The following is a 21,832-nucleotide window of genomic DNA, read 5'->3' as shown; positions in this document are numbered from 1 at the left end:
GGGTGCTCCGTACCATGGCCCTCAGTCTGGCAGCGGTAATTACGCTGGCGGCCTGCGGACCGGGCACGAGCCCCGGAGAGTCCGGCGCGGAAAGTGGCGCGCCAACCGGCTCGGCAGCGGCCGACAAGGACGGCGGCACGATCTACATGCTCAGTGCATCAGCTGAGTTCAACCGCGTCGATCCGCAGCGCGCCTATACCGGCGAGGACCTCGCGTTCTTCGGAGCGACGTGGCTGCGGGCGCTGGTGGCATACAAGGTTGACCCGGACGACGTAGTAGCCGCGGAACTCGTCCCTGACCTGGCGACCGACACTGGCACGCCAAATGCGGACGCCACGTCCTGGTCGTTCACCCTCCGTGATGGGATCACCTGGGAGGATGGCTCGCCGATCACCTGCGAGGACGTCAAGTACGGCGTCTCGCGGACGTTCGCGAACGACATCATCAGTGAGGGTCCGACCTACGCGATCCAGTACCTCGACGTTCCCGCCAACCCGATCACCGACGAGGCCGATCCAAAGTCGGTGTTCCTGTCGGCGTACTACGGTCCGTATGACGGCACCGGCCAGGAACTGTTCGATGCGGCCGTCGTCTGTGACGGAGCCACGATCACGTTCAACCTGAGCGGGCCGCATCCAGACTTCAACTACACGACCACGCTCGGGTTCGCTCCAGTCCCCGAGGCCGCCGACACGGGCGAGACCTATGGCATCGCCAAGCCTCCTGTCTCCTCGGGTCCCTACAAGATCGACAGCTACACCACCGGCAACGGTGGCAAGATGATCCTCTCCCGGAACGAGAACTGGAGCCAGGAGAGCGATGAGTACCGCACCCCGTATCCCGACTCTTGGGAGGTCCACTTCGGTCTTGACCCGAAGGTCATCGACCAGCGGCTCATCACGAGTGCGGGCAATGACGTGACCGCGATCGAGCGCGAAGGCATCCAGCCTGAGAACCTCGCCGTCGTGTTCACGGACCCGCAGACTCCGCAGGCTCAGTTCGAGGGCCGCGCGGTCAGCGGCTACGACATCTACGCCCTGTACTACTGGGTCAACGTCCAGAAGATCCCGAACGTCAAGCACCGCCAGGCCATGGCCGTCGCCCTTGACCGAGATGCCATCCGGAAGAACTCCGGTGGCGACTTCCTCGGCGACTTTGCCGACGGCGTGATCAAGCCGAACATCGGTCCTGACTACGCAGAGAGCGGGATGTGGACCGACATGTTCGGGGCAGCCGTCCCGGATAACGGTGACCCGGAGCTGGCGAAGTCGTTGATCGCCGAATCTGGCGAGGCGGCCCCGGCGCTTACCTTCAACTTCGCCGATACCCCGACAGGTCAGAAGAACGCTGCAATCGTCATCTCCTCGCTGGGGCTGGCTGGCTTCACCGTGACGCCTGCCCCGCTCGAGCGCGGCAAGTACTACAGCATCGTCTTCGACCCCTTGAAGGCCGGCGACTTCGGAACCGGTGGCTGGGGAGCTGACTGGCCGAACGCCTCGACCGTCATCCCACCGCTCTTCACCCAGAAGGGTGGCTGGGACCTCTCCCAGGTGGACGACGCAGCCTTCAACGCGGAGGTTGATGTGGCCATCGCCGAGACCGATCGCACGGCGCAGAGCGCGCTCTGGCAGGCGCTCAACAAGAAGGCCATGGAGAACGTCTACGTGATCCCCACCTTCTTCGAGTTGACCCAGCGTCTCGCCGGAACGAGCATCAATTCCGACGGGGTCTACCTCTGGGGTCCATACGGCTCCTGGCCGTACGGTGACATGTCAGTCACCCAGTAGGTCGGACGTAGCGTCAGTTAGGAACTAGCGTTCAGGTCCCCGGGGGAGTGGCGATGCCGCTCCCCCGGGGACGCAACCTTTCGGTGACGGAGGGCATGCAGGGTGTTCGCATACTTGGTTCGCCGCGTCCTCTTGATGCTCATGCTCCTCTTCCTCCTCAGCGTCAGCGTCTTCCTGCTCTTCAGCATCCTGCCGGGCGACCCGGCTCGGCTCACATGCGGGAAGGCCTGCACCCCGGCCATCATTGAGGCCAACCGACATCGCCTCGGGCTCGACGAGCCGCCCCTGACCCAGTACGTCAAGTTCGTGTCGGGGATCTTCGTCGGCCGCACCTTCTCCGCCGACTCGCCCGAGCCGATCAAATGCGACGCCCCCTGTCTCGGCTACTCGTTCAACCGGCAGGAGCAGGTCATGTCGCTGATCGCGCGCTCGGCGCCAGTCACCTTCTTCCTCGCGATCGGGGCGTTCGTCATCTGGATCTTCGTCGGACTGACGCTGGGCATCTTTGCGGCCCTCAATCGCGGACGGTTGGGCGACCGGCTGATCATGGGGATCTCGCTGATCGGCTACTCCATGCCGTCGTTCTTCCTCGGGCTCCTCCTGGTCTTCTTCGTCATCATCAAATGGCAGTTCCTGCCATTCCCCTCGTACGTACCGCCGTGGGAGAACCCGTTCCAGTTCTTCCAGACGATGATCCTGCCCTGGATCCTCCTGGCGACCCTGTACGCAGCGTTCTACATCCGTCTCACCCGCAACCAGGTGCTCGAGGTCCTCAGTGACGACTACGTCAGGACCGCCCGCGCCAAGGGCCTGCCAGAGCGCGTGGTCGTGGTCAAGCACGCCCTGCGAGCGGGGTTAACGCCAATCGTCACGGCGGCCGGGCTTGACCTCGCCGGTCTGCTGGGTGGCGCCATCATCTCGGAGAACATCTTCAGCCTCCCCGGGCTCGGCGCGCTCGCGGTCAATTCGATCATCGATTCAGACCTGCCACTGATCACCGGGATCACGATCCTGACGGCTTCGATCATCATCTTCGCGAACCTGGTCGTCGATCTGCTCTACGCCGTGGTCGACCCGCGGGTGCGGGTCACATGACGGCGACCAGCGAAATCCCGGTCGGCGGCATGCCGACAGCCCCCTCCCTCGACCGGCCGTTCCTCTCCGTGAACGACCTGCACGTTGCCTTCCCCACCGAGGACGGCCTGGTCCAGGCCGTCGACGGCGTCTCGCTCTCCGTGGAGCGCGGCAAGACGCTCGCCATCGTGGGCGAGTCAGGCTCAGGAAAGAGCGTCACCGCCCAGGCGGTCATGGGCCTCGTCAACCGGAAGTCCGCAAAGGTCACCGGCGAGATCTGGCTCGACGGACAGGAGCTCCTCCACCTGCCGCAGGGCGAGGTCCAGGAGCTGATGGGCTCCGAGATGGCCATGATCTTCCAGGATCCGATGTCGAGCCTCCATCCCTTCTATCGAATCGGTGACCAGATCGTCGAGGCGATCCGTGCCCACCGGTCGATGGGAAAGGCGGCGGCCCGTCGCGAGGTGCTGGAGATGCTGCAGCACGTGGGGATCCCGGCGGCCGAGCGGCGCATCGACGCGTATCCGCACCAGCTCTCGGGCGGGATGCGTCAGCGCGTCATGATCGCCATGGCACTGATCAACTCTCCGCAGCTCTTGATCGCCGACGAGCCGACCACGGCACTTGACGTCACCGTCCAGGCGCAGATCCTCGAGCTGATCGCGCGCCTGCAGAGCGAATTCGGGACGACCGTCATCCTGATCACCCATGACCTCGGGATCGTGGCCGACGTTGCCGACGACGTGGCGGTGATGTACGGCGGCCGGATCGTCGAGCTGGCCTCGACCGCCACGCTCTACGATCTGCCGGAGATGCCCTACACGCTGGGGCTCCTCTCCTCTGTTCCCCGCATGGATCAGAAGCTGCCGGAGCGGCTCGACCCGATTCGCGGCAACCCGCCATCGCCCATCAGGCTCCCGAAAGGCTGCGTCTTCCAGCCACGCTGTGACTACTGGCAGCGTGTCCCCGGCGAGGCCTGTCTCACCGTTCGGCCCGAGCTCCTGGAGTCTGACCCTGATCACTGGGTCCGCTGTCACCTGAAGGTCGAAGAGCGCAAGCAGATCGCGCGGGACGTGAAGCAGATCCTGGCTGGAGGCCCCCAGTGACGACCCCAGGCAACGATGTCCTGGATGTCACCGATCTCCGGACCTACTTCCCGGTCAAGTCACGTGGTCTCATCTCGCGCACCATCGGTGCGGTGAAGGCCGTCGACGGCGTGAGCCTGAGCCTCGACTCGGGCGAGACCCTCGGGCTCGTCGGCGAGAGCGGCTCGGGGAAGACGACCGCGGCCAGGTCGATCCTGATGCTGGTCCGCCCGACGGGTGGCAGCGTCAAGATCGAGGGCCAGGAGATCACGAATCTCTCCTCGGGCAAGCTCATGCCGATCCGGCGCAAGGCGCAGATGATCTTCCAGGACCCGTACAACGCCCTGAACCCGCGCCACACCGTCGGCGCGATCATCAGCGCCCCTTTCCGGGTCCAGAAGGTGACGCCTCCGGGCGGGATCAAGCAGGCAGTCCTCGAGCTGATGGAGCGGGTCGGCCTGAATCCGGAGCACTACAACCGCTACCCGAACGAGTTCTCCGGTGGGCAACGCCAGCGGATCGGGATTGCGAGGGCGATTGCGCTGCAGCCGAAGCTGATCGTCTGCGACGAGCCGGTCTCGGCGCTCGATGTCTCGATCCAGGCCCAGATCCTCAACCTCCTGCGGGACCTCCAGCGAGAGTTCGGGATCGCGTACCTGTTCGTCGCCCACGACCTCGCGGTTGTGCGGCAGATCTCGCACCGAGTCGCCGTGATGTACCTCGGCAAGATCATGGAGACCGCGCCGCGAGAGCTGATCTACTCGAGGCCGCTTCACCCGTACACGCACTCCCTGCTCTCGGCCGTGCCGATCCCCGACCCGAAGCGCCAGGCGCACCGCAAGTCCCGGATCGTGCTGCACGGCGACCTGCCGAGTCCGATCGATCCGCCGAGTGGCTGCGTCTTCCGAACTCGCTGCTTCCAGGCGCAGGAGCGCTGTGCGGTCGAAGTGCCGCCGCTCGTCGAGCTGGCACCGGGCCACCACGTTGCCTGCCACTTCCCGATCTCGGTCGAAGAGCTGCCGGCCAGGGTCGAAGTCCAGGCGGTCGCTGCCGACGCCCCGCAGGAGGCGACGCCCGATGTCGAGGTGGTCTCCCAGGAAGAGGCGGCCAAGGAAGCGGCAGAGGGCGTCAGCCTGAACGAGCCCCGCGCCTGAGTCCTGGCGCGCCACGCGCAACACAGGGCGGCCGTCGCGTTAGGCTTCCAGCGTGGAATACCGGATCGGGCTGGCGCAATATGCCCCCCGCCTCGGCGAGGTCGACGGCAACCTTGAGCTCGCTCGCGGCTGGATGCGTCGTGCCACCGGCGAGGGGGCACAGCTCGTCGCCTTCCCCGAGCTGGCGCTGAGCGGCTACCTCCTCTCCGACCTGGTGCCCGAGGTCGCCATGCGGGCGGACGACCCACGCCTGGCGGCCCTCAGCCGCGATGCGCCAGGCGTCGTGCTGGCCATCGGCTTCGTCGAGGAGACCAATGCGCACCGCTTCTGCAACAGCGCCGCGCTGCTCCGCGATGGCGAGCTGATCGGCCTGCACCGCAAGGTCTACCTGCCGACCTACGGCATGTTCGACGAGGGGCGATTCACCCGGGCGGGTGATCGGATCCGGACCCATGCGGTGGGGGAGCCGCTGGGCAGCATCGGGGTCAGCATCTGCGAGGACTTCTGGCATGCCAGCCTGCCGATGCTCCAGGCGCTCGACGGTGCCAGCCTGCTCGTCAACCTGGCGGCGGGTCCGGCCCGCGCCCCCGGCAGCTCGGCCGGGCTGGCGGCAATCGCCGGCTGGCACAAGATGCAGGACACCTACGCGCTGCTCGGCACGGTGGCGGTCGCGTTCTGCAACCGGGTCGGCAACGAGGAGGGGCTCACCTTCTGGGGTGGCTCGCGCCTGCTCGGAGCCGATGGATCGACCATTGCCGAGGGCCCCCTGTACGAGGAGGCACTGGTGGTCGGCTCGATCGACACCGACGATCTGCGCATGCAGCGCTATGGCCTTCCGCTCCTCTCCGATGAGCGCGTCGAGCTCGTCCGTCGCGAGCTGGACCGCATCATCGCGGAGCGCGCTGGCCTGCCGTCGCCACCCGGCGAGGGCGAGGCGTGAGCGCGCCGCTCCCGGAGATCGACGCGCCCTCCGCGCTCGAGGTCATCACCGCCTTCATCCGCTCGCAGGCCGAGCAGACCGGCTTCCAACGGCTGGTGGTGGGCCTCTCCGGCGGCGTCGATTCAGCGACCGTCGCCTTCCTGGCGGCGCGCGCGATCGGCGCGGACAACGTGCTGGCGGTCCGCATGCCCTATCGCAGCTCGTCGCCGAACTCGGAGGCCGATGCCATGCGCGTGGTGAACGCCCTGGGCTGCCGGACCGAGCGGGTCGACATCACCCCGATGGTCGACCCGATGCTCGCCCTGATCAGCGGCGATGACGAGGCAGCGCTCCGGGTGCGGCGCGGCAACGTGATGGCCCGCCAGCGCATGATCGTGCTGTACGACCGATCAGCCGCGTTCGACGCCCTGGTGGTGGGGACGAGCAACAAGACAGAGGCGCTGCTCGGCTACGGCACGCTCTACGGCGACATGGCCAGCGCCCTGGCGCCGATCGGCGACCTGTACAAGAGCCAGCTGCGCGCGGTGGCGGATGCCCTTGGCGTGCCCGAGGAGATTCTCGCCAAGCCGCCATCGGCCGACCTGTGGCCGGACCAGACCGACGAGGCCGAGCTCGGAGCCAGCTATGACGACCTGGACCGGCTTCTCTATGCGCTCGTCGACCGGCGGTGGAGCGTGGAGCGCTGCGTCGCGGCCGGCCTCGATGCCGAGCTCGTGGCATGGGTCGTGCAGCGCGTGGCCCGCAACGAGTTCAAGCGCCAGACCCCGCCGGTCGCCAAGGTCAGCCTGCGCACGCCCGGCGTCGACCACCTCTACCCGCGCCGGCGGCCCGGCTCGCGGCGCCGGAGCTGAAGCGAGCGTGGCGGGCCGCCTCCTGGTGGTGGGAACACCGATCGGCAACCTCGGGGACCTCACTCCGCGCGCGGCCGACGCGCTGCGCTCCGCTGACCTGGTTGTCGCCGAGGACACCCGGATGGCCCGTCGCCTCCTCGCGCACCTCGGGGCGAAGCGGCCGACCGTCAGCTACAACGACCATTCGCCCGATACCCGAATGGGCGAGCTCCTGGATCGCCTCGCCACGGGAGCCACGCTCGCCTTCACGACCGATGCTGGCATGCCCGCCGTCTCAGATCCCGGCGCGCGCCTCGTCGAGGCCGCCAGAACGGCCGGGGCCGTGATCGAAGTGGTGCCCGGGCCGTCGGCGGTGACGGCGGCGATGGCGGCGGCCGGGGTCGAGTCGCTCGGCTTCCTGTTCGGTGGCTTCCTGCCCCCGCGTCCCGCCACTGCGCGGCTGGCCGCGCTGCACCGTCTGCTCGACGCAACCGGGTCTGCCGGGTTGCCGCTGGTGCTCTTCGAGGCGCCACACCGCATCGCGTCACTGTTGGGCGCGCTCGATGAACTGGTCCCAGCGGCGCGGGTTGCCGTCTGCCGCGAGCTGACCAAGCTGCACGAGGAGGTCCTGATCGGGACCCCCGAGGAAGTGCGGAGGCTCTTGCGCGAGCCGCGGGGCGAGCTGACCCTGGTCATCAGCCGCGTCCCGAGGCCGGAGCCGGCGGCAGCCGTGGCCGTGAGCGCGCTTGTCGATGCCGCGGTCCGTGCCGGTCTGTCGCCGCGCACCAGCGTCGAGCTGCTGCGCGCAGCCGGAGTCCCACGTCGCGAGGCGTACCGGGCAGTGCAGTCAGCGTCAGCGATAAGCGCGGACTAATCCTCCGATAAGGGCGCCGCCCTAGCCTCCCTTCATCCGGTGGCCGCCTCGCCCGGTGCGCCGCGAGCCCGAGATCGGGCAGGAGGATTGGTCAGTATGAACAAGGTATTTCTGGTCGGGCGGCTCACCCGTGACCCTGAGCTGCGAACGCTGCCGTCGGGCAAGCCGGTGGCGAATTTCGTGATTGCCACCAACGAGTTCCGTGGCAGTGGAGCGCCGGAGCGGACCGAGTACCACAACCTCGTGGCGTGGGACCGGCTGGCGGAGATCTGCGGGCAGTTCCTCTCGAAGGGACAGCTGGTCGACGTCGAAGGGCGTCTCCAGACTCGCCAGTGGGACGATGACGGTGGCGTCCGGCACTGGAAAACTGAGATCGTCATCAACCAGCTCGAGATGCTCTCCGGACGCGGCAAGAAGGAGTACGCCAAGGAGGCGCAGACCGTCGCCGCAACCGGCGAGGATGGCCTCCCGTCGGCGATCGCCAGCGAGACCAACGGCGCCGAGGAAGCGCTCGTCGCGATGTGAACCCAGGTGCGGCGGGCAGACGCCCGCCGCATTCCACCGGCTACGGGTAAAAGTTGAGCATCTCGCAGGAAACAGGCTCGTCCGGGAGCAGCGGCTCCAAGACCAGCGCGACCCAGGCGGCCTCCCGCTGCCAGCCCAGCTCCACCCACGTCGTGATTTCTCGGGGAATCCCGATCGAACGGATCTCGCTGATCCCGGACTGCAGCGCGAGCCACTCGTCGAGGGTCACCACGCCGCACCGAGCTTGGCTATCCCCGGGGGCGGGCTGGTCGCCGGCCACCGGCTCGCCGAACGTCGCGATGGCCTCCGAGAGCGGCCAGACGTCGTCGATGTCGATTGGCCACGAACGCGGCTCCTCGTAGACCCGAAGCGCGAGCATGTAGCGAGCGGGAATCCACGTGATCTCGTCGTCCGGTGGGAGGTCCCACGCGCTCGCGGTCAGCCACGTGTCCAGGCTCGCCAGGCGGTCGCCGGCGGGGTCGCCTGTCCTGAGAATCGTCGTGCCACCGGCCTCGGCCAGCACCCTCTCCAGCCCGGCCGCAGTCAGGCGCGCGTACCGAGCGCGGTCGTAGCTGGTGTCGGGGTCGTCAACAACTTGGATGACGCTGCCGTCCTCGTACACCGAGAGGAGCGGGATCGCGTAGGTCGGCCCCGTCTCCGGGTTGATGCTATCGACCCGGAGCACGAGATTGCCATCGATCTCCGTCGGCTCGCTCCTGGGCGTCGAGGATGGCGGTGGGCTCGCCGACTGGTCTGACTGATCGGGAGTCGCCGATGCTTCGAGCGAACCCAGCGACGGGCTCTCAGTGCCGCTCCCTGCCGGCGCTCCCGTGCAGGCAGCGAGAAGAACCGCAGCGACCATCACGAGGCGAGCCTTTGGCTGCTTCATCACATTCCCTATGGCGTCCAGGCGGGGCCCATCGGTTCAATCTTAGGCGGGGCCAACCCGTAGGCTCCCTCGGCCTACCTGCCCAAGGACGGCACATTCGGCCGCTACTTCGGCGCTCCGGATGTGGAGGCCGGATCCGGACGCACTTCGTCTCCGTGAATTTCGCCTCGCCAGCCGTCGCTCTCGCGCGCGCGGCGCTCCATATGCTCCTTGAACCGCTCGAGGTCGCCACGAACCTGCCGCTGGAGGAAGCCCAACGCATCCCCGACGGCCTCGACCGGCCCCTCAGGGTCGGCATCGATGCGGAGTGTCACCAATGTCCGATGCTCATCGAGCGCCCGAAACAGGACGGCGCCGGCGTTTTCAGCACCCTCGATGCTCTTCCAGGCAATGCGCGTGTCTGGCGTCTGGTCGACGATCTCCGCCTTCCACTCTTTCCGCTGACCCGCGATGGATGCGGTCCAGCGCAGGTGCTTGTCGTCCAGCTGGTCCACGCGCTCGACGCCCTCCATGAACTTCGGAAAGTCTTCGAACTGCGTCCACTGGTCATACGCCACCCGGATGGGGACGCCCACCTCGATCGATTCTTCAAAGCGCGACATCGCTCGTTCCTCACAACTCCTCGCATGCGTGACAGCGCCCGCTGCGTCGGATCAGACGCAGCCTGTCGTGCCGCCGGAAGCACACGTGCCGCAGGGACCGGCCTCGTCATTGCATCGACGTGCCAAGAGCCCGCCTCGGCAACTCACCTGCTTATTTGGGCGACGACCCTCCGCCTGGTCGGCGTGCACGTGGCGGAATCGGTCGTTCGTCCGTCGGGCTCATCTCCGGCTTGGTCGGGGTCGGCCTGTCAGGTTGCGGGCGAACGGTTGAAGGTGGTCGTGGCGAGGGCGGCCGTGCCGTCTTTGAACGTGGCTCAGGCATGGCGTCATCCTACCCGCCCGATTCCGGCGCCGCGATCGGAGAACGCGCGTGCATTCCGATGCGGCGCACGGACGGAACCAGGACCACGCCGACGCATACAGCGACATTGAGGATTGCGGCGACGACCAGTGTCTCGGCGGTCCCAATGGCCATGGCGATGGGCCCGATCAGCGCGTAGCCGATCGGGTTGAGCGCCACGGAGCCAAGCCAGTCGAAGGAGCTGATCCTTGACAGCACGTGCTCGGGCACGTTCCGTTGGAGCGCCGTCATCCAGAGCGTGCTGCCGACGGCAAAGCCGACTCCGTTGGCGAAGCTGACCACGGCGAGCCCGATCAATGGGAGCGGGACGGCGAGGGAGGCCAGCATCAGCCCCGCAGGCAGGACCATCAGCTGTGAGGCGACGAGCGGCCGCTGGAACCTGAGCCGCAGTGCGAACATGCCGCCGACGACGGCGCCGAGCGATTCGACGGCCAGGATCGTGCCCCACGCTCCGGCGCCACCCAGTTGCTCCTTGGCCATGAGCGGGCCGAGCACGAGCAGGGCAGGGAAGTACGTGAGCTGGAACAGGCCGAAGGAGACGACCATGGCCACCGCCCACGTGCGCTCGACGAACTCCCGCCAGCCGTCGCGAAGGTCTCCGAGGATCGAGGCCGAGGCGATCCGAACCGTTGCGGTCAGGTGCATCGATGCGATCAGCGCCGCCGATACGAAGAACGTGACCGAGTCGACCGCAATTGCCCAGGCCGGGCTGCCAGCGGCGACGATGATGGCCCCGATGGCTGGCCCCGCGATGAAGAAGATGCTGCTCGAGAGCCCAAGGAGCGCGTTGGCTTCCTGGAGCCGCGCATCACTGACCGCCTCTCGAACCATCCCGGTCGTGGCGGGCCGGGAAAAGGCGCCCGCCATGCCGAATATCGCCTGCAGGAAGGCGACATTCCAGACGTCGGCGGTGCCGGTGAAGAGGAGGGTCGCCGTGCCGACCTGCGCCGAGCCCTTCACGAGGTCGCTGACGACGAGGATCGTCCGACGCGGCACGCGGTCGGCGAAGACGCCGCCGAGGAGCAGGAGGACGATGAGCGGAACCTCGCGGGCCAGCAGCACGATCCCCAGGTCCGTGGCGCCGCCGAACTCGAGCACCGCGAAGGCGAGTGCCACCATTGCCATGCCCGAGCCGAGGTGGTCGACCGCGACGGCCGCCAGGTAGCGGGCAAAGCTCCGCTCCTTCAGCACGTCGAGAGACACTGGGAGTCGCACGATCCGAGTCTAGATGGCTAGACTTTCGTGGTGCCGTGTGCCGCCACCGCTCGCGGACCAACACCCGCCGTGGCAGACAGTAGTCAGGGAGCACAAACGTCATGCCAACCTACATGAACATGCACGACATTCCGGGCGTGAAGGCCGAGGATGTCGCCGGAGCCCACGAGGCCGATCTGAAGGTCCAGGACAAGTACGGCGTCAACTACAAGCAGTACTGGGTTGACGAGGCCGATGGCAAGGTCTTCTGCCTCGTCGATGCGCCCGACAAGGAGAGCGCCGCCCGCACGCACCGTGAGGCGCACGGTCTCGAGGCGCACACCCTCTACGAGGTGAAGCCCGGCGAGTAGGCCGGCGCAACATGAAATTCCACGCCCTGATCGAGGGCGCCGGCAAGACGGCGGCGGGTATCGAGGTTCCCCCGGAGGTTGTCACAGCCCTCGGGCAGACCAAGCGGCCCCCGGTGCGGGTCACGATCAACGGCTACACCTACCGAAGCACGGTTGCGACCGTCGGGGGCCGCTTCATGGTGGGCGTCAGCAACGAGGTACGAGCCAGCGCTGGCGTTGCGGCGGGGGATGAGGTCGACGTCGAGCTGGAGCTCGATACGGCGCCGCGGGAGGTTGCCGTCCCGCCCGAACTGGCCAAGGAACTGGCCGGCGACCCGGCAGCTCACCAGGCCTTCGAGGCGCTCTCCTACAGCAGGCAGCGAACGCTGGTGGACCCGGTGGCGAACGCGAAGACGGCCGAGACGCGTGATCGCAACATCGCCAAGGCGCTCACCTCCCTGCGCGGAAAGCGCAGCTAGGCCGAGGCGACCACCACGATCAGGCTGATCAGGTAGGCGTGCAGGAGGGCGCCGTACAGGATCGATCGAGTTCGCCACGCGATCCATCCGAATGTCAGCCCACCGAAGAAGGTCGAGAGGGTCTCGAGCTCCGGTTTGCCGAGGTGGCTGAAGACGAAGGGGAACGTCGCCAGGACGACGCCCATCGGTCCGGCAAGGCCGATCAGGGCCCACATCAGGAAGCCACGAAACAGGAACTCGGCCGCACCAACGTCCAGCGCGTTGCCGACCAGGGCGCCGGGCAGCGAGGCGGGCACCTGGCTGTAGTAGAGGTCGAAGTCGGGCAGCCCGGAAACGATCAGGACGATCGGCGTCGCCAGTGCGGCCAGGCCGACGATGACCGGCAGCCCGATCCGCCATTCCCCGATGCGCAGGCCGTAGTCCCGCAGGCGCTCTCCGAGGAGGAGGAGGGTCAGCATCGGCACGACCAGGTAGAGCGCCACTCGCGCCAGTCCCTGGCTCAGCTCCGGACCGATCCCCACCAGGAGCGGGTGGTACCAGTCGATCACGAGCACGAAGGTCGTGACCAGCACGACGATCGTCTCGCGCACTGGCAGGCGCAGGCCGGCGACATTCATGCTTCGGGGGGCGTTGGGCGGTGGCACGCGGGCAACTCTCACCCATGCGGCGGCGGCTGGCAAGCCGTGGCCATCGGTATACTTGGCCCCTTTCGAGCACGAAATCGGCCGCTCCGCGCGGCCGGCGAGTCGAGGACGCCGCGCGCATGAGCACCGACTACCCGTACACCGGGCGGCTGAGCCGCTGGGAGGAGATCGCCGAGGGCCTGGCGATCGTCGGCGTGCAGGCGCTCGAGAACCCGTTCCCCTTCAATCCGGGCCAGTACGCCACCCTGGGCCTCATGGGTCCCGAGAAGCTGGTGCAGCGCCCGATGTCAATCTCCTCCTCCGCCGACCGATTGGACGAGTACGAGTTCTTCATCCGCCTGGTGGAGGGTGGCGAGTTCACGCCGCTCCTCTGGGAGCGGCGGGTGGGCGACCCGATCAACATCAAGGGCGCCAAGGGCCGCTTCGTCCTCCAGGACGATGGGCGAACCGGGCTGCTGGTGGCGAGCGGCACCGGCCTGGCGCCGTTCATGAGCATGATCGAGACGCTGCGCGCCCGCGGTCAGACGCGCGACCTGGTCCTGCTGCATGGCGCGAGCCACGACTTCGACCTGGCCTGGCGCGGCCAGCTGGAGGAGCTCGTCGCCTCGGGGAGCTTCCCGCTCAGGTACGCCGGGACGGTATCCCGGCCGCAGAACTGCCCGGACTGGACCGGGCTCACCGGCCGGGTCGAGGCGATCGTCGAGGGTCAGCTCGACAAGCATCGGCTCACGCCGGAGAACACCACCATCTACCTGTGCGGCAACCCCGACATGATCGAGGCGGTCGAGGCGATGGCATCGGCGCGTGGCTTCCCGCCGGAGCAGGTCCGCAAGGAGCTGTACTGGCCCAAGGGAAGGGAGGACTGAGCGCGGTGGCTGATCGCTTCTACCTGACCACGGCCATCTTCTACCCGAGCGCCGGACCGGCGCTGCACTCGCTGTTCGAGGCAATCGGGGCGGATGCCATTGCCCGCTACCAGCGGCTGCTGGGCAAGGACGTCCGCTTCCTGACCGGCATGGACGAGCATTCCGCCAACCTCGAGCGCCAGGCACGTGAGCGCGGGGTCGAGCCACGCGCCCTGGTCGACGAATGGGCTGCCAGCTGGCGGGCCGGGTTCGATCGGTTCGAGATCAGCTACGACCGCTTCATCCGCACCACCGACCCCGACCACGCCGCCGCTTCGACCGAGATGGTGCGCCGCGCGCTGGCGACCGGCGACATCTACAAGGGCACCTACGCCGGCTGGTTCTGCCCCGGCGACAACGAGTTCAAGACCGACAGCCAGATCGTCGACGGGCATTGCCCGGACCATCCCACCCTGGCGCTGCAGTGGCTGGAGGAGGAGAACTACTTCTTCCGCCTGTCGCGCTACCAGGGCGCGCTCGAACAGCTGTATCTCGAGCACCCGTCCTTCTGCGAACCGGAGCACTTCCGCAACGAGGTGCTCGGCTGGCTCAACGACGGGGTTACCGACTTCTCGATCAGTCGCGCCGGCGGGACATGGGGGATCCCCTTCCCCGACGACCCGTCGCACCGCATCTACGTCTGGTTCGACGCGCTCACCAACTACCTGACCGGCGCCGGCTTCCCCGACGACCTGGGCTCGTTTGAGCGCTGGTGGCCGGCGGACCTCCACGTCATCGGCAAGAACATCACGCGCTTCCATTGCCTGTACTGGCCGGCGATGCTGATGAGCGCGGGGCTGCCACTGCCCGAGAGCGTCTTCGCACACGGCTTCATGCTGATGCGCGGCGAGCGGATGTCGAAGTCACGCGGCAACATCCTCGATCCGGAGGTGGCGGCGGCGCTGTTCGGGGTCGACGGCGTGCGCTACGTCGTCCTGCGCGAGATTCCCTTTGATCGCGACGGCGACGTGACCGCCGAGAGCCTGATGCGGCGCTACAACGCCGAGCTCGCCAACGACCTGGGCAACCTCGTCAACCGGACGGTCAGCATGAGCGCCCGCTACCTGGATCGGGCCTTGCCGCCGGTTGCCAGCGCTGACGCTGCAGCGGACCAGGAGCTGCGGGCCGCCGCCGCCGCCGCGGTGGAGTCCTATCACGGCGCCATGGGGCGCCTCCACCTCGACGAGGCCCTCGGGGCGATCATGGACCTGACTTCCGCCGCCAACGGCTACGCCGAGTCGCAGGCGCCCTGGGCACGCAACAAGGAGGGGGACCAGGCGCGGGTGGGGGCGATCCTGGCCGCCATGGCGGAGACGTGCCGCATCCTGGGGCACCTGATGGCGCCCTTCACCCCGGCTGCCGCCGCGGAGCTGCACGCCCAGCTGGGCGTGTCCGTCCCGTACGACGATCGTGGCGCTGGCGGCCCGGGTCTGGATCGGCTTCTGACATGGGGCTCGGTACCCGTCGGCTGGGAGACGGGTGACGCGCAGCCGCTCTTCCCGCGCGTCGAGCTATCTGAGGGCGACGAGGCGCAGGCCGGAGACCCTCCCTGAGTCGCCACCGCACGCCGGCCCACCTGCCCGGGCTGATCGACTCGCATTGTCACCTTCAGGACGCCGCCTTCGACGCCGATCGCGAGGCGGTCATCGGGCGGGCCGTCGAGGCGGGGATCGCCCGCATCCTGGTCCCGGGCTACGACCTTGCCTCGTCGCGGGCGGCGGTCGCATTGGCCGCGGCGCATCCGGGGCTGATCGACGCGGCGGTGGGCGTGCATCCGCACTTCTCGGCCGTTCCCACGCCTGCCGACTGGGACGAGCTGGCCGCCCTTGCCGCCGAACCGCGGGTCGTGGCGGTGGGGGAGATCGGCCTCGACTTCCATCGGGACCTGTCGCCGCGGGAGGCCCAGCGTGCGGCGCTCGAGCGTCAGCTGGCGATGGCGGCGGCGGTCGGAAAGCCGGTGCTGGTCCACGACCGCGAGGCACACGACGAGGTACGGACCGCCCTCCTGGCGTGGCAGGGTCTCGGAGCGGGCACCCTGCGCGGAGTGCTGCACTGCTTCTCGGGCGACGCGATCCTGGCGCGGGACCTGGCCGCGGGCGGCTACCTCATCAGCTTCGCGCTACCGGTCAGCTTCGCGTCGGCCCGAGGTCCGCGAGCCGCGGCTGCGGCGCTTCCCGAAGGAACCTATCTGGTCGAGACCGATTCGCCCTGGCTGGCGCCGGGAGGCGGCGAACAGCGGAACGAGCCGACCACGGCGTTGCGGGTGACAGCTGAGCTGGCGCGGCTTCGCGGGACGTCACCGGAGGCCATCGCCTCGGAGGTGGCGGCGGCCTACCGCTCGCTGGTCGGCGGCTCGTCAGCCCCTGGGTAGGGGAGCGGGCAGGCGGCGTCATCGGGAGCGGTCGCCGTTGGGCGGCCGCGGAGCCGGCTGACCAGCGCCAGGAGCTTGGAGCGCAGCATCCAGGGCGCGCTGATGCCGCCGGCGATGGCGGCCTGCAGGAGCAGGCTGTCAGCGTCTTGACACGCGACCTGCCAGCGGGCTACGATCCGTTAGCACTCTCAGCGGTTGAGTGCCAGCACCCCGGTCGCATCGGCCCTGCCGGCTTCTCCCGCTGAGATGAACCAAGGCAGCGCCCGCGAATCATCGGTTGAGGAGGCATCACGCACACATGGCCACCAAGGTCGCATCGGAGACCAAGCTCAAGCCCCTGGGCGACCGCCTGGTCGTCAGGCCCAGCGCCCGGGAGGAGATGACCAAGAGCGGCATCGTCCTGCCCGATACGGTCAAGGAGCGCCCCCAGGAAGGGACGATCCTGGCGGTCGGACCGGGGCGCACCCTGGACGACGGCAGCCGTGAGCCGATCGAGGTCGCGGTCGGGGAGAAGATCCTGTTCCAGAAGTACGCCGGGACCGAGTTCAAGCTGGATGACGAGGATCTGCTGATCCTCTCCCAGAAGGACGTCCTGGCAGTCATCAAGTAGTTTCGGAGGACGAACAACATCGTGGCAAAGCAGCTCCTGTTCGACGAAGAGGCACGACGCGCGCTGAAGCGCGGGGTCGACAAGATGGCCGACGCCGTCAAGGTCACCCTGGGCCCGCGTGGCCGGTACGCGCTCCTGGACAAGAAGTACGGATCGCCGACGATCACCAACGACGGCGTCACCATCGCGCGCGACATCGAGCTGGAGGACCCATACGAGAACATGGGGGCCCAGCTGCTCGAGGAGGTCGCCGCCAAGACCAACGACATTGCCGGTGACGGCACCACCACCAGCATCGTGCTGGCCCAGGCAATCATCAGCGAGGGCCTGCGCAACGTGACGGCCGGTGCCAACCCGATGGCGCTCAAGCGCGGCATCGAGCGTGGCGTGTCCGCCGTCGTGGACGAGATCAAGCGGCTCTCCAAGCCGGTCCTCACCAAGGACGACATCGCCCACATCGCCGCCATCAGCGCCCGCGACACCGAGATCGGCGAGATCATCGCCGAGGTCATGGAGAAGGTCGGCAAGGACGGCGTGGTCACGGTCGAGGAGAGCCAGGGGCTCAAGCTCGACAAGGAGTACGTCGAGGGGATGCAGCTCGATCGGGGCTACGTCAGTGCCTACATGGTCACCTCGAACGACGGAGGGCGCATGGAGGCCACCCTCGAGGCGCCCTTCATCCTGGTCACCGACAAGAAGATCAGCGCCGTGGCCGACATCCTGCCGACCCTGGAGAAGGTCGTCGGTGCTGGCAAGCCGCTCCTGATCGTGGCCGAGGACGTGGACGGGGAGGCGCTCGCCACCCTGGTCGTCAACAAGCTGCGCGGCACCATCAACGTGCTGGCCATCAAGGCTCCGGGCTTCGGGGATCGCCGCAAGGCCATGCTCGAGGACATCGCCACCCTGACCGGTGCGCGGGTCATCTCCGAGGAGGTCGGCCGCAAGCTCGACAGCGTGCAGCTCGAGGACCTCGGCCAGGCGCGTCGCGTGACCGCCACCAAGGACAACACAACCATCGTCGAGGGGAAGGGCGATTCGAACGCGATCGAGGCCCGCAAGTCCCAGATCAAGCTCCAGATCGACGACACCACCAGCGACTTCGACCGCGAGAAGCTCCAGGAGCGCCTGGCCAAGCTCTCCGGCGGGGTGGCGATCCTCAAGGTCGGCGCGGCCACCGAGGTCGAGCTGAAGGAGAAGAAGCACCGCATCGAGGACGCGCTCTCCGCCGCCCGTGCCGGGGTCGAGGAGGGGATGGTCGCCGGTGGCGGCTCGGTCCTGCTCCACGCGATCCCCGCGCTGGACAAGGTCGAGGCGCTCGGTGACGAGGCGACCGGTGTCAACATCCTGCGCCGCGCGCTCGAGGAGCCGCTCCGCCAGATCGCCGCTAACGGCGGCATGGAGGGATCGGTCGTCGTGGAGGCCGTCCGCAAGTTGAAGCCCGGCAATGGCTGGGATGCCCAGAAGGCCGAGTACACCGACATGTTCGTGGCCGGCATCATCGACCCGGCCAAGGTCACCCGCTCGGCACTCGAGAACGCCGCATCGGTGGCAGCCCTGATGCTCACCACCGAGACGGTCGTGACCGACCTGCCCGAGAAGGAGAAGGCGCCGATGCCCGGCATGGGCGGCGGCGGGATGGGCGACTACTAGTCCAACCTCCCAACCGATTCGAAGGCCCCGGCTTGCGCCGGGGCCTTCGTCGTGCTTGGAGTACCTGCGGGCTACCCGATCGGTCTATATCGCCTTCGGCGGGTGCCCAATACCGTTGCTCGACATGGCAACGAGCACGCGGACCGAGCCTGTCGCCCTGCCCCGCGCCGGCCGCCGCCTGGCGACCCTCATGGCGTGGCGGCCGAGCGTGCGCATCGCGGTGGCCGGGGCCGCCCTCGCGATCGTCGTCGCCCTGTCGGCCGTCGTAGCCAACCTGGTGGCCGACCAGCTTCGACAGCTCGCCGTCGATGCGGCGTTGGAGCACGCCGAATCCGTTGTCCGCGCCAACCTCGACCCCGCGCTGGCGACCGATGCTCTTCAGCCCGGTGCAGCACGCGACCCCGCCATCGACGCGCAGCTGGAGCTGATGGTGCAGGGTGGCGAGATGAGCCGGGTCGTCATCTGGTCGCCGAATGGACGGGCGGTGTACAGCTCCGACCCGGGGCTGCGCGGACGAATGTTCGAGGTCGCCGCCGACCTGCGCGCCGCATTGGGCGGCGAGCCGCGGTGGGAGTTCGGGGAGGCGGCCGAGGACGAGGCGCTGGCGCTAGAGACGGTTCCGCTGCCGGCCCCCTTCCTGGAGCTCTACGTCCCGATCCGGGGGATGACCGACGGCAATCCAGTCGGCGTGTACGAGGTGTACCAGGATGCTCGCCCGATCGAGCTGGCCGTATCGGAGGCCCGCGACGGGGTTCGGCTCGCGGCCCTCGCGGCGGCCGCGGCGCTGTTTGCCGTCCTTTGGCTGGCCTTCGCGGGCACGAGCCGGCTGGTCGACCGTCAGAATCGGCTGTTGCGCGAACGCGCCATGCGCGACCCGCTCACCGGTCAGGCCAACCATGGCTTCGTCCTGGAGCAGCTCACCCATCAGCTCTCTCGGCGCAACGCGGCGGGCGCCATCGCGATCATCGACATTGATGCATTCCGCCTGCTGAACGCCGGCCATGGTCATCGAGCCGGCGACGAGGCGCTGCACCTCGTGGCGGACACGCTGGCCGCGGTGGTGCGGCCGAATCAGCTGTTCGGGCGATTCGGCCCCGACGAGTTCCTGGTGGCGGACTTCGCCGACGGCGGCGACCGGCTGCTGCCCACCCTCGACGAGTTGCGCGCGGCGCTCCTCGACGTTGAGCTGCGCTTCGCCGGCACCGAGGCGCTCCCCGTCAGCGTCTCGATCGGAGTGGCGCGGGCACCCGTCGACGGCTCCCGGCCGCTCGAGCTGATCAGCGTCGCCGAGGCTGCCCTGCGCGAGGCGAAGACCGGCGGTGGCGCGGTGACAAAGGTCGCCAACCTGTCGACCATTGGCTCACTGGCGGCGCAGAACACGATCTTCGGCGTCTTCGAGGGACTGGTGGCCACCGTGGATGCCAAGGATCACTACACCCGCTCGCATTCCGAGGATGTCACCGCGCATGCACTCTTCCTGGCACACGCAATGCGCCTGGGAGAGGAGGAGCACCGCCTCCTGCGGCTGGCGGGCCTGCTCCACGACATCGGCAAGGTGGGGGTGCCCGACGGGATCCTCCGCAAGCCGGGGCCGCTGACGGACGAAGAGTTCGAGATCGTCAAGCAGCACGTGGCCCTGGGTGATGCGATCGTGGGTGCCGTTCCGCAGCTCGCCGAGGTTCGATCCAGCGTCCGCCATCACCATGAGCGCTGGGACGGCGACGGGTATCTCGATGGCCTGGCCGGCGAACAGATCCCGCCGCTCGCCCGCGTTCTGGCGGTCGCCGACGCGTACAGCGCCATGACCACGACGCGTCCCTACCGCAAGGCATTGACCTCCGAAGTTGCGCTCGCGCGCATCGCTCAAGCTGCCGGGAGCCAGCTCGACCCGGTTCCGGCCATGATCTTCGTCAAGGCCATGCGCGCCCAGGCAGTGCGCGAGGCGCGCGAGGCGGTGTCACGCCAATCCGCCGCCGGTGGCGCACCGGCGAAGGCGCGGCCGCGTGCCCGTGGGCGTCGCGGGGCTCCCGCCGACTAGCCGCACCTCCCCACGGTGGCGCGCCGGGAGATCGAATCGGGTACGCTCCGTGGGTGACATGCAGAACGCGGCCGGCGCGCATCTCCGTTTCACTCGCCGCGACCCTGCTCGCCGCGATCGCGCTGGCAGCCTGCGGCTCCCAGGAGGCACGCACCTTCCAGCTCGAGACACTCAATGCGTCAGGCGTGACCGGCACGGCGGTCCTCACCGAAAGCGGCGACAGTTCGACCCTTGTGGTCGTCGACGTGGATCCGGCGGGCCATCCGAACATGCCGGCCCACATTCACCCCGGCACCTGCGTCGACCTCGTGCCGCAGCCCCTGTACCCACTTGCGAACGTGATCGATGGCGCGTCGCAGACGGTGGTGCAAGCCTCGCTGGCGGAGCTGCTGGCCGGGGATCTGGCGCTCAACCTGCACGTCTCGGGCGAAGACATGGGCACGTACGCGGCCTGCGTCGACCTGAGCTGAGGGCTGACCGCCCTGCGCGGACCGCGGCTACGCGCCGGCCGGCTCCGCTTCAGCCTCGGCGCAGGCGTCGATCGGCAGGCACTCGGGCAGGCTGGACGCTGAAGAGCGAGCCGGCAGGCCCTTCATGAAGGCGCCCACGTACACCCCACCCAGGATCACGGCACCGCCCAGCACGAACGAAGGCGTGATCCGCTCGTCGGTGAGCACGGCCGCCAATGCCACGGTGACCAGTGGCATCAACAGCGTCACGTACGAGACTGCCGAGGCGGTCCAGCGCTGGAGGGTGAAGACGAACAGCGCGAACATGACCACCGAGCCAAAGACGACCAGGTAGCCGATGGCGGCCCAGGTCTCCGTCTGCTGCGGCAGGGCCAACGGCTCGGCCAACACCAACGACAGCGCGAGCAGCAGCCCGCCGCCGGTCAGCATGGCCACCGCGTTGGTCGCGAACGGGTCGCTGCGTGGAATCGCCTTGACGATCACGGACGACTCGGCAATGGCTACGGCCGCCACCAGGATGAGCAGCAAGGAGACGAGCGGCACGTCCGCGCTCAGCTGGTCGACGAACACGAGACCGACACCCACGACGGCGATCAGCGCGCCGAGCAGGCCCTGGACGTGGAAGCTCTCCTGGCGATGCGCGATGGCCAGGCCAAAGGTGAAGAGCGGGGTGAGCGCGATGAGGACCATGGCGGTGCCGGCCGGGACGTCACGCAGACCCGTGTAGGCCAGGCCGTAGCTGGCCGAAAACCCGACCACTCCGTAGAGGGCAGCGCCTGACAGGCTTCGACCGCGCGGCAGCCGCCTTCGGGTAGCGGCGACGACGAGCAGCATCAGGGCGCCGGCGGCGACGAAGCGGAGGGCGGCTCCCCAGAAGGGCGCGAGCTCGGCGACGGTCAATTTGACCGCGATGGCGTTGGCCCCGCCGAGCAGAACGACGGCCCCGAAGGCCAGGAGCGTCGCTTCGCTTGGGCGATCGGACGAAGGCCGCATTTCGGAC

The 21,832-nt window shown here is 68.3% G+C and carries 22 protein-coding genes; 17 read left to right on the top strand and 5 right to left on the bottom strand.

The genetic code is table 11. From position 1 onward, the window contains the following. The first annotated feature begins 14 nt into the window (after positions 1 to 14). The 8 genes from WEB29_06910 to WEB29_06875 all read left to right on the top strand — a co-directional run bounded on the left by WEB29_06910 (position 15) and on the right by WEB29_06875 (position 8,269). The gene (locus tag WEB29_06910) at positions 15 to 1,787 is read left to right on the top strand and encodes an ABC transporter substrate-binding protein (protein MEX2136674.1); all 1,773 of its coding nucleotides are present in this window, start codon (positions 15 to 17) and stop codon (positions 1,785 to 1,787) included. A gap of 102 nt (positions 1,788 to 1,889) precedes the next feature. Beyond that, positions 1,890 to 2,882 carry an ABC transporter permease gene (locus WEB29_06905; protein ID MEX2136673.1) on the top strand — a complete coding sequence of 331 codons (993 nt, stop codon included), beginning with the start codon at positions 1,890 to 1,892 and terminating at the stop codon, positions 2,880 to 2,882. 29 nt (positions 2,883 to 2,911) lie between these two features. After that, positions 2,912 to 3,967, top strand: coding sequence for an ABC transporter ATP-binding protein (locus tag WEB29_06900; GenBank protein ID MEX2136672.1), 1,056 nt, complete (start codon positions 2,912 to 2,914; stop codon positions 3,965 to 3,967). Continuing rightward, on the top strand, positions 3,964 to 5,100 hold the full coding sequence (locus tag WEB29_06895; protein MEX2136671.1) for an oligopeptide/dipeptide ABC transporter ATP-binding protein: 1,137 nt from the start codon (positions 3,964 to 3,966) through the stop codon (positions 5,098 to 5,100). The genes WEB29_06900 and WEB29_06895 overlap by 4 nt, the downstream gene beginning before the upstream one ends. A gap of 52 nt (positions 5,101 to 5,152) precedes the next feature. After that, complete coding sequence (locus WEB29_06890; GenBank protein ID MEX2136670.1) at positions 5,153 to 6,040, top strand: nitrilase-related carbon-nitrogen hydrolase; 888 nt, start codon at positions 5,153 to 5,155, stop codon at positions 6,038 to 6,040. Then, positions 6,037 to 6,891, top strand: coding sequence for an NAD+ synthase (locus WEB29_06885; GenBank protein MEX2136669.1), 855 nt, complete (start codon positions 6,037 to 6,039; stop codon positions 6,889 to 6,891). Before WEB29_06890 ends, WEB29_06885 begins: the two co-directional genes overlap by 4 nt. A 7-nt stretch (positions 6,892 to 6,898) precedes the next feature. Next, entirely contained in the window at positions 6,899 to 7,744 is an 846-nt protein-coding gene (rsmI, locus tag WEB29_06880) for a 16S rRNA (cytidine(1402)-2'-O)-methyltransferase (protein MEX2136668.1), read from the top strand. 96 nt (positions 7,745 to 7,840) lie between these two features. After that, a complete protein-coding gene (locus WEB29_06875; GenBank protein ID MEX2136667.1) occupies positions 7,841 to 8,269 on the top strand; it encodes a single-stranded DNA-binding protein in 429 nt (142 codons plus the stop codon). A 40-nt stretch (positions 8,270 to 8,309) separates the two neighbouring features. On the opposite strand, the gene WEB29_06870 is transcribed toward WEB29_06875, so the two are convergent. From WEB29_06870 to WEB29_06860, 3 genes are all read right to left on the bottom strand, one after another. Beyond that, positions 8,310 to 9,158 carry a hypothetical protein gene (locus WEB29_06870; GenBank protein ID MEX2136666.1) on the bottom strand — a complete coding sequence of 283 codons (849 nt, stop codon included), beginning with the start codon at positions 9,156 to 9,158 and terminating at the stop codon, positions 8,310 to 8,312. A gap of 104 nt (positions 9,159 to 9,262) precedes the next feature. Next, positions 9,263 to 9,760 (bottom strand): SRPBCC family protein, encoded by a 498-nt coding sequence (locus WEB29_06865; protein ID MEX2136665.1) that lies wholly within the window; start codon positions 9,758 to 9,760, stop codon positions 9,263 to 9,265. Positions 9,761 to 10,091: 331 nt separating this feature from the next. Continuing rightward, positions 10,092 to 11,336 (bottom strand): MFS transporter, encoded by a 1,245-nt coding sequence (locus WEB29_06860; GenBank protein ID MEX2136664.1) that lies wholly within the window; start codon positions 11,334 to 11,336, stop codon positions 10,092 to 10,094. Between the two features lie 101 nt (positions 11,337 to 11,437). Between WEB29_06860 and WEB29_06855 the strand changes: the two genes are divergently transcribed. Together WEB29_06855 and WEB29_06850 are read left to right on the top strand one after the other, a co-directional pair. Continuing rightward, complete coding sequence (locus WEB29_06855) at positions 11,438 to 11,686, top strand: DUF4242 domain-containing protein (protein MEX2136663.1); 249 nt, start codon at positions 11,438 to 11,440, stop codon at positions 11,684 to 11,686. 11 nt (positions 11,687 to 11,697) lie between these two features. Next, positions 11,698 to 12,144: a YdeI/OmpD-associated family protein gene (locus WEB29_06850; GenBank protein ID MEX2136662.1), complete on the top strand. Its 447-nt coding sequence runs from the start codon at positions 11,698 to 11,700 to the stop codon at positions 12,142 to 12,144. Here the strand turns inward: WEB29_06850 and WEB29_06845 are convergent. Further along, entirely contained in the window at positions 12,141 to 12,788 is a 648-nt protein-coding gene (locus WEB29_06845; GenBank protein ID MEX2136661.1) for a CPBP family intramembrane glutamic endopeptidase, read from the bottom strand. The genes WEB29_06850 and WEB29_06845 overlap by 4 nt on opposite strands. Positions 12,789 to 12,907: 119 nt before the next feature. Here WEB29_06845 and WEB29_06840 point away from each other — a divergent pair, with 119 nt between their 5' ends. From WEB29_06840 to WEB29_06810, 7 genes are all read left to right on the top strand, one after another. After that, on the top strand, positions 12,908 to 13,654 hold the full coding sequence (locus WEB29_06840; GenBank protein MEX2136660.1) for an FAD-binding oxidoreductase: 747 nt from the start codon (positions 12,908 to 12,910) through the stop codon (positions 13,652 to 13,654). A gap of 5 nt (positions 13,655 to 13,659) precedes the next feature. Beyond that, the gene (locus WEB29_06835) at positions 13,660 to 15,246 is read left to right on the top strand and encodes a methionine--tRNA ligase (protein MEX2136659.1); all 1,587 of its coding nucleotides are present in this window, start codon (positions 13,660 to 13,662) and stop codon (positions 15,244 to 15,246) included. After that, on the top strand, positions 15,243 to 16,064 hold the full coding sequence (locus tag WEB29_06830; protein MEX2136658.1) for a TatD family hydrolase: 822 nt from the start codon (positions 15,243 to 15,245) through the stop codon (positions 16,062 to 16,064). Before WEB29_06835 ends, WEB29_06830 begins: the two co-directional genes overlap by 4 nt. A 298-nt stretch (positions 16,065 to 16,362) precedes the next feature. Then, positions 16,363 to 16,674, top strand: a complete 312-nt coding sequence (gene groES / locus WEB29_06825; GenBank protein MEX2136657.1) for a co-chaperone GroES — start codon at positions 16,363 to 16,365, stop codon at positions 16,672 to 16,674. A 21-nt stretch (positions 16,675 to 16,695) separates the two neighbouring features. Beyond that, positions 16,696 to 18,324, top strand: coding sequence for a chaperonin GroEL (gene groL / locus WEB29_06820; protein MEX2136656.1), 1,629 nt, complete (start codon positions 16,696 to 16,698; stop codon positions 18,322 to 18,324). Between the two features lie 124 nt (positions 18,325 to 18,448). Further along, the gene (locus tag WEB29_06815; protein ID MEX2136655.1) at positions 18,449 to 20,362 is read left to right on the top strand and encodes a diguanylate cyclase; all 1,914 of its coding nucleotides are present in this window, start codon (positions 18,449 to 18,451) and stop codon (positions 20,360 to 20,362) included. A 53-nt stretch (positions 20,363 to 20,415) separates the two neighbouring features. Then, positions 20,416 to 20,832 carry a hypothetical protein gene (locus tag WEB29_06810; protein ID MEX2136654.1) on the top strand — a complete coding sequence of 139 codons (417 nt, stop codon included), beginning with the start codon at positions 20,416 to 20,418 and terminating at the stop codon, positions 20,830 to 20,832. Positions 20,833 to 20,859: 27 nt separating this feature from the next. On the opposite strand, the gene WEB29_06805 is transcribed toward WEB29_06810, so the two are convergent. Next, positions 20,860 to 21,825: an EamA family transporter gene (locus WEB29_06805; GenBank protein MEX2136653.1), complete on the bottom strand. Its 966-nt coding sequence runs from the start codon at positions 21,823 to 21,825 to the stop codon at positions 20,860 to 20,862. Positions 21,826 to 21,832 lie beyond the last annotated feature (7 nt).

The organism is Chloroflexota bacterium, assembly GCA_040902225.1.
Lineage (GTDB): Bacteria > Chloroflexota > Limnocylindria > QHBO01 > QHBO01 > CF-167.
This window is presented reverse-complemented; position numbering and strand designations above follow the sequence as displayed.

What these genes read in the sequence shown, in the direction of transcription:
- WEB29_06815 (MEX2136655.1), top strand. Translation starts at nt 18,449, where the DNA reads ATGGCAACGAGCACGCGGACCGAGCCTGTCGCCCTGCCCCGCGCCGGC.
- WEB29_06865 (MEX2136665.1), bottom strand. Translation starts at nt 9,760, where the DNA reads ATGTCGCGCTTTGAAGAATCGATCGAGGTGGGCGTCCCCATCCGGGTG.
- WEB29_06850 (MEX2136662.1), top strand. Translation starts at nt 11,698, where the DNA reads ATGAAATTCCACGCCCTGATCGAGGGCGCCGGCAAGACGGCGGCGGGT.
- WEB29_06855 (MEX2136663.1), top strand. Translation starts at nt 11,438, where the DNA reads ATGCCAACCTACATGAACATGCACGACATTCCGGGCGTGAAGGCCGAG.
- WEB29_06840 (MEX2136660.1), top strand. Translation starts at nt 12,908, where the DNA reads ATGAGCACCGACTACCCGTACACCGGGCGGCTGAGCCGCTGGGAGGAG.
- WEB29_06900 (MEX2136672.1), top strand. Translation starts at nt 2,912, where the DNA reads ATGCCGACAGCCCCCTCCCTCGACCGGCCGTTCCTCTCCGTGAACGAC.
- WEB29_06910 (MEX2136674.1), top strand. Translation starts at nt 15, where the DNA reads ATGGCCCTCAGTCTGGCAGCGGTAATTACGCTGGCGGCCTGCGGACCG.
- WEB29_06805 (MEX2136653.1), bottom strand. Translation starts at nt 21,825, where the DNA reads ATGCGGCCTTCGTCCGATCGCCCAAGCGAAGCGACGCTCCTGGCCTTC.
- groES (MEX2136657.1), top strand. Translation starts at nt 16,363, where the DNA reads ATGGCCACCAAGGTCGCATCGGAGACCAAGCTCAAGCCCCTGGGCGAC.
- WEB29_06870 (MEX2136666.1), bottom strand. Translation starts at nt 9,158, where the DNA reads ATGAAGCAGCCAAAGGCTCGCCTCGTGATGGTCGCTGCGGTTCTTCTC.
- WEB29_06875 (MEX2136667.1), top strand. Translation starts at nt 7,841, where the DNA reads ATGAACAAGGTATTTCTGGTCGGGCGGCTCACCCGTGACCCTGAGCTG.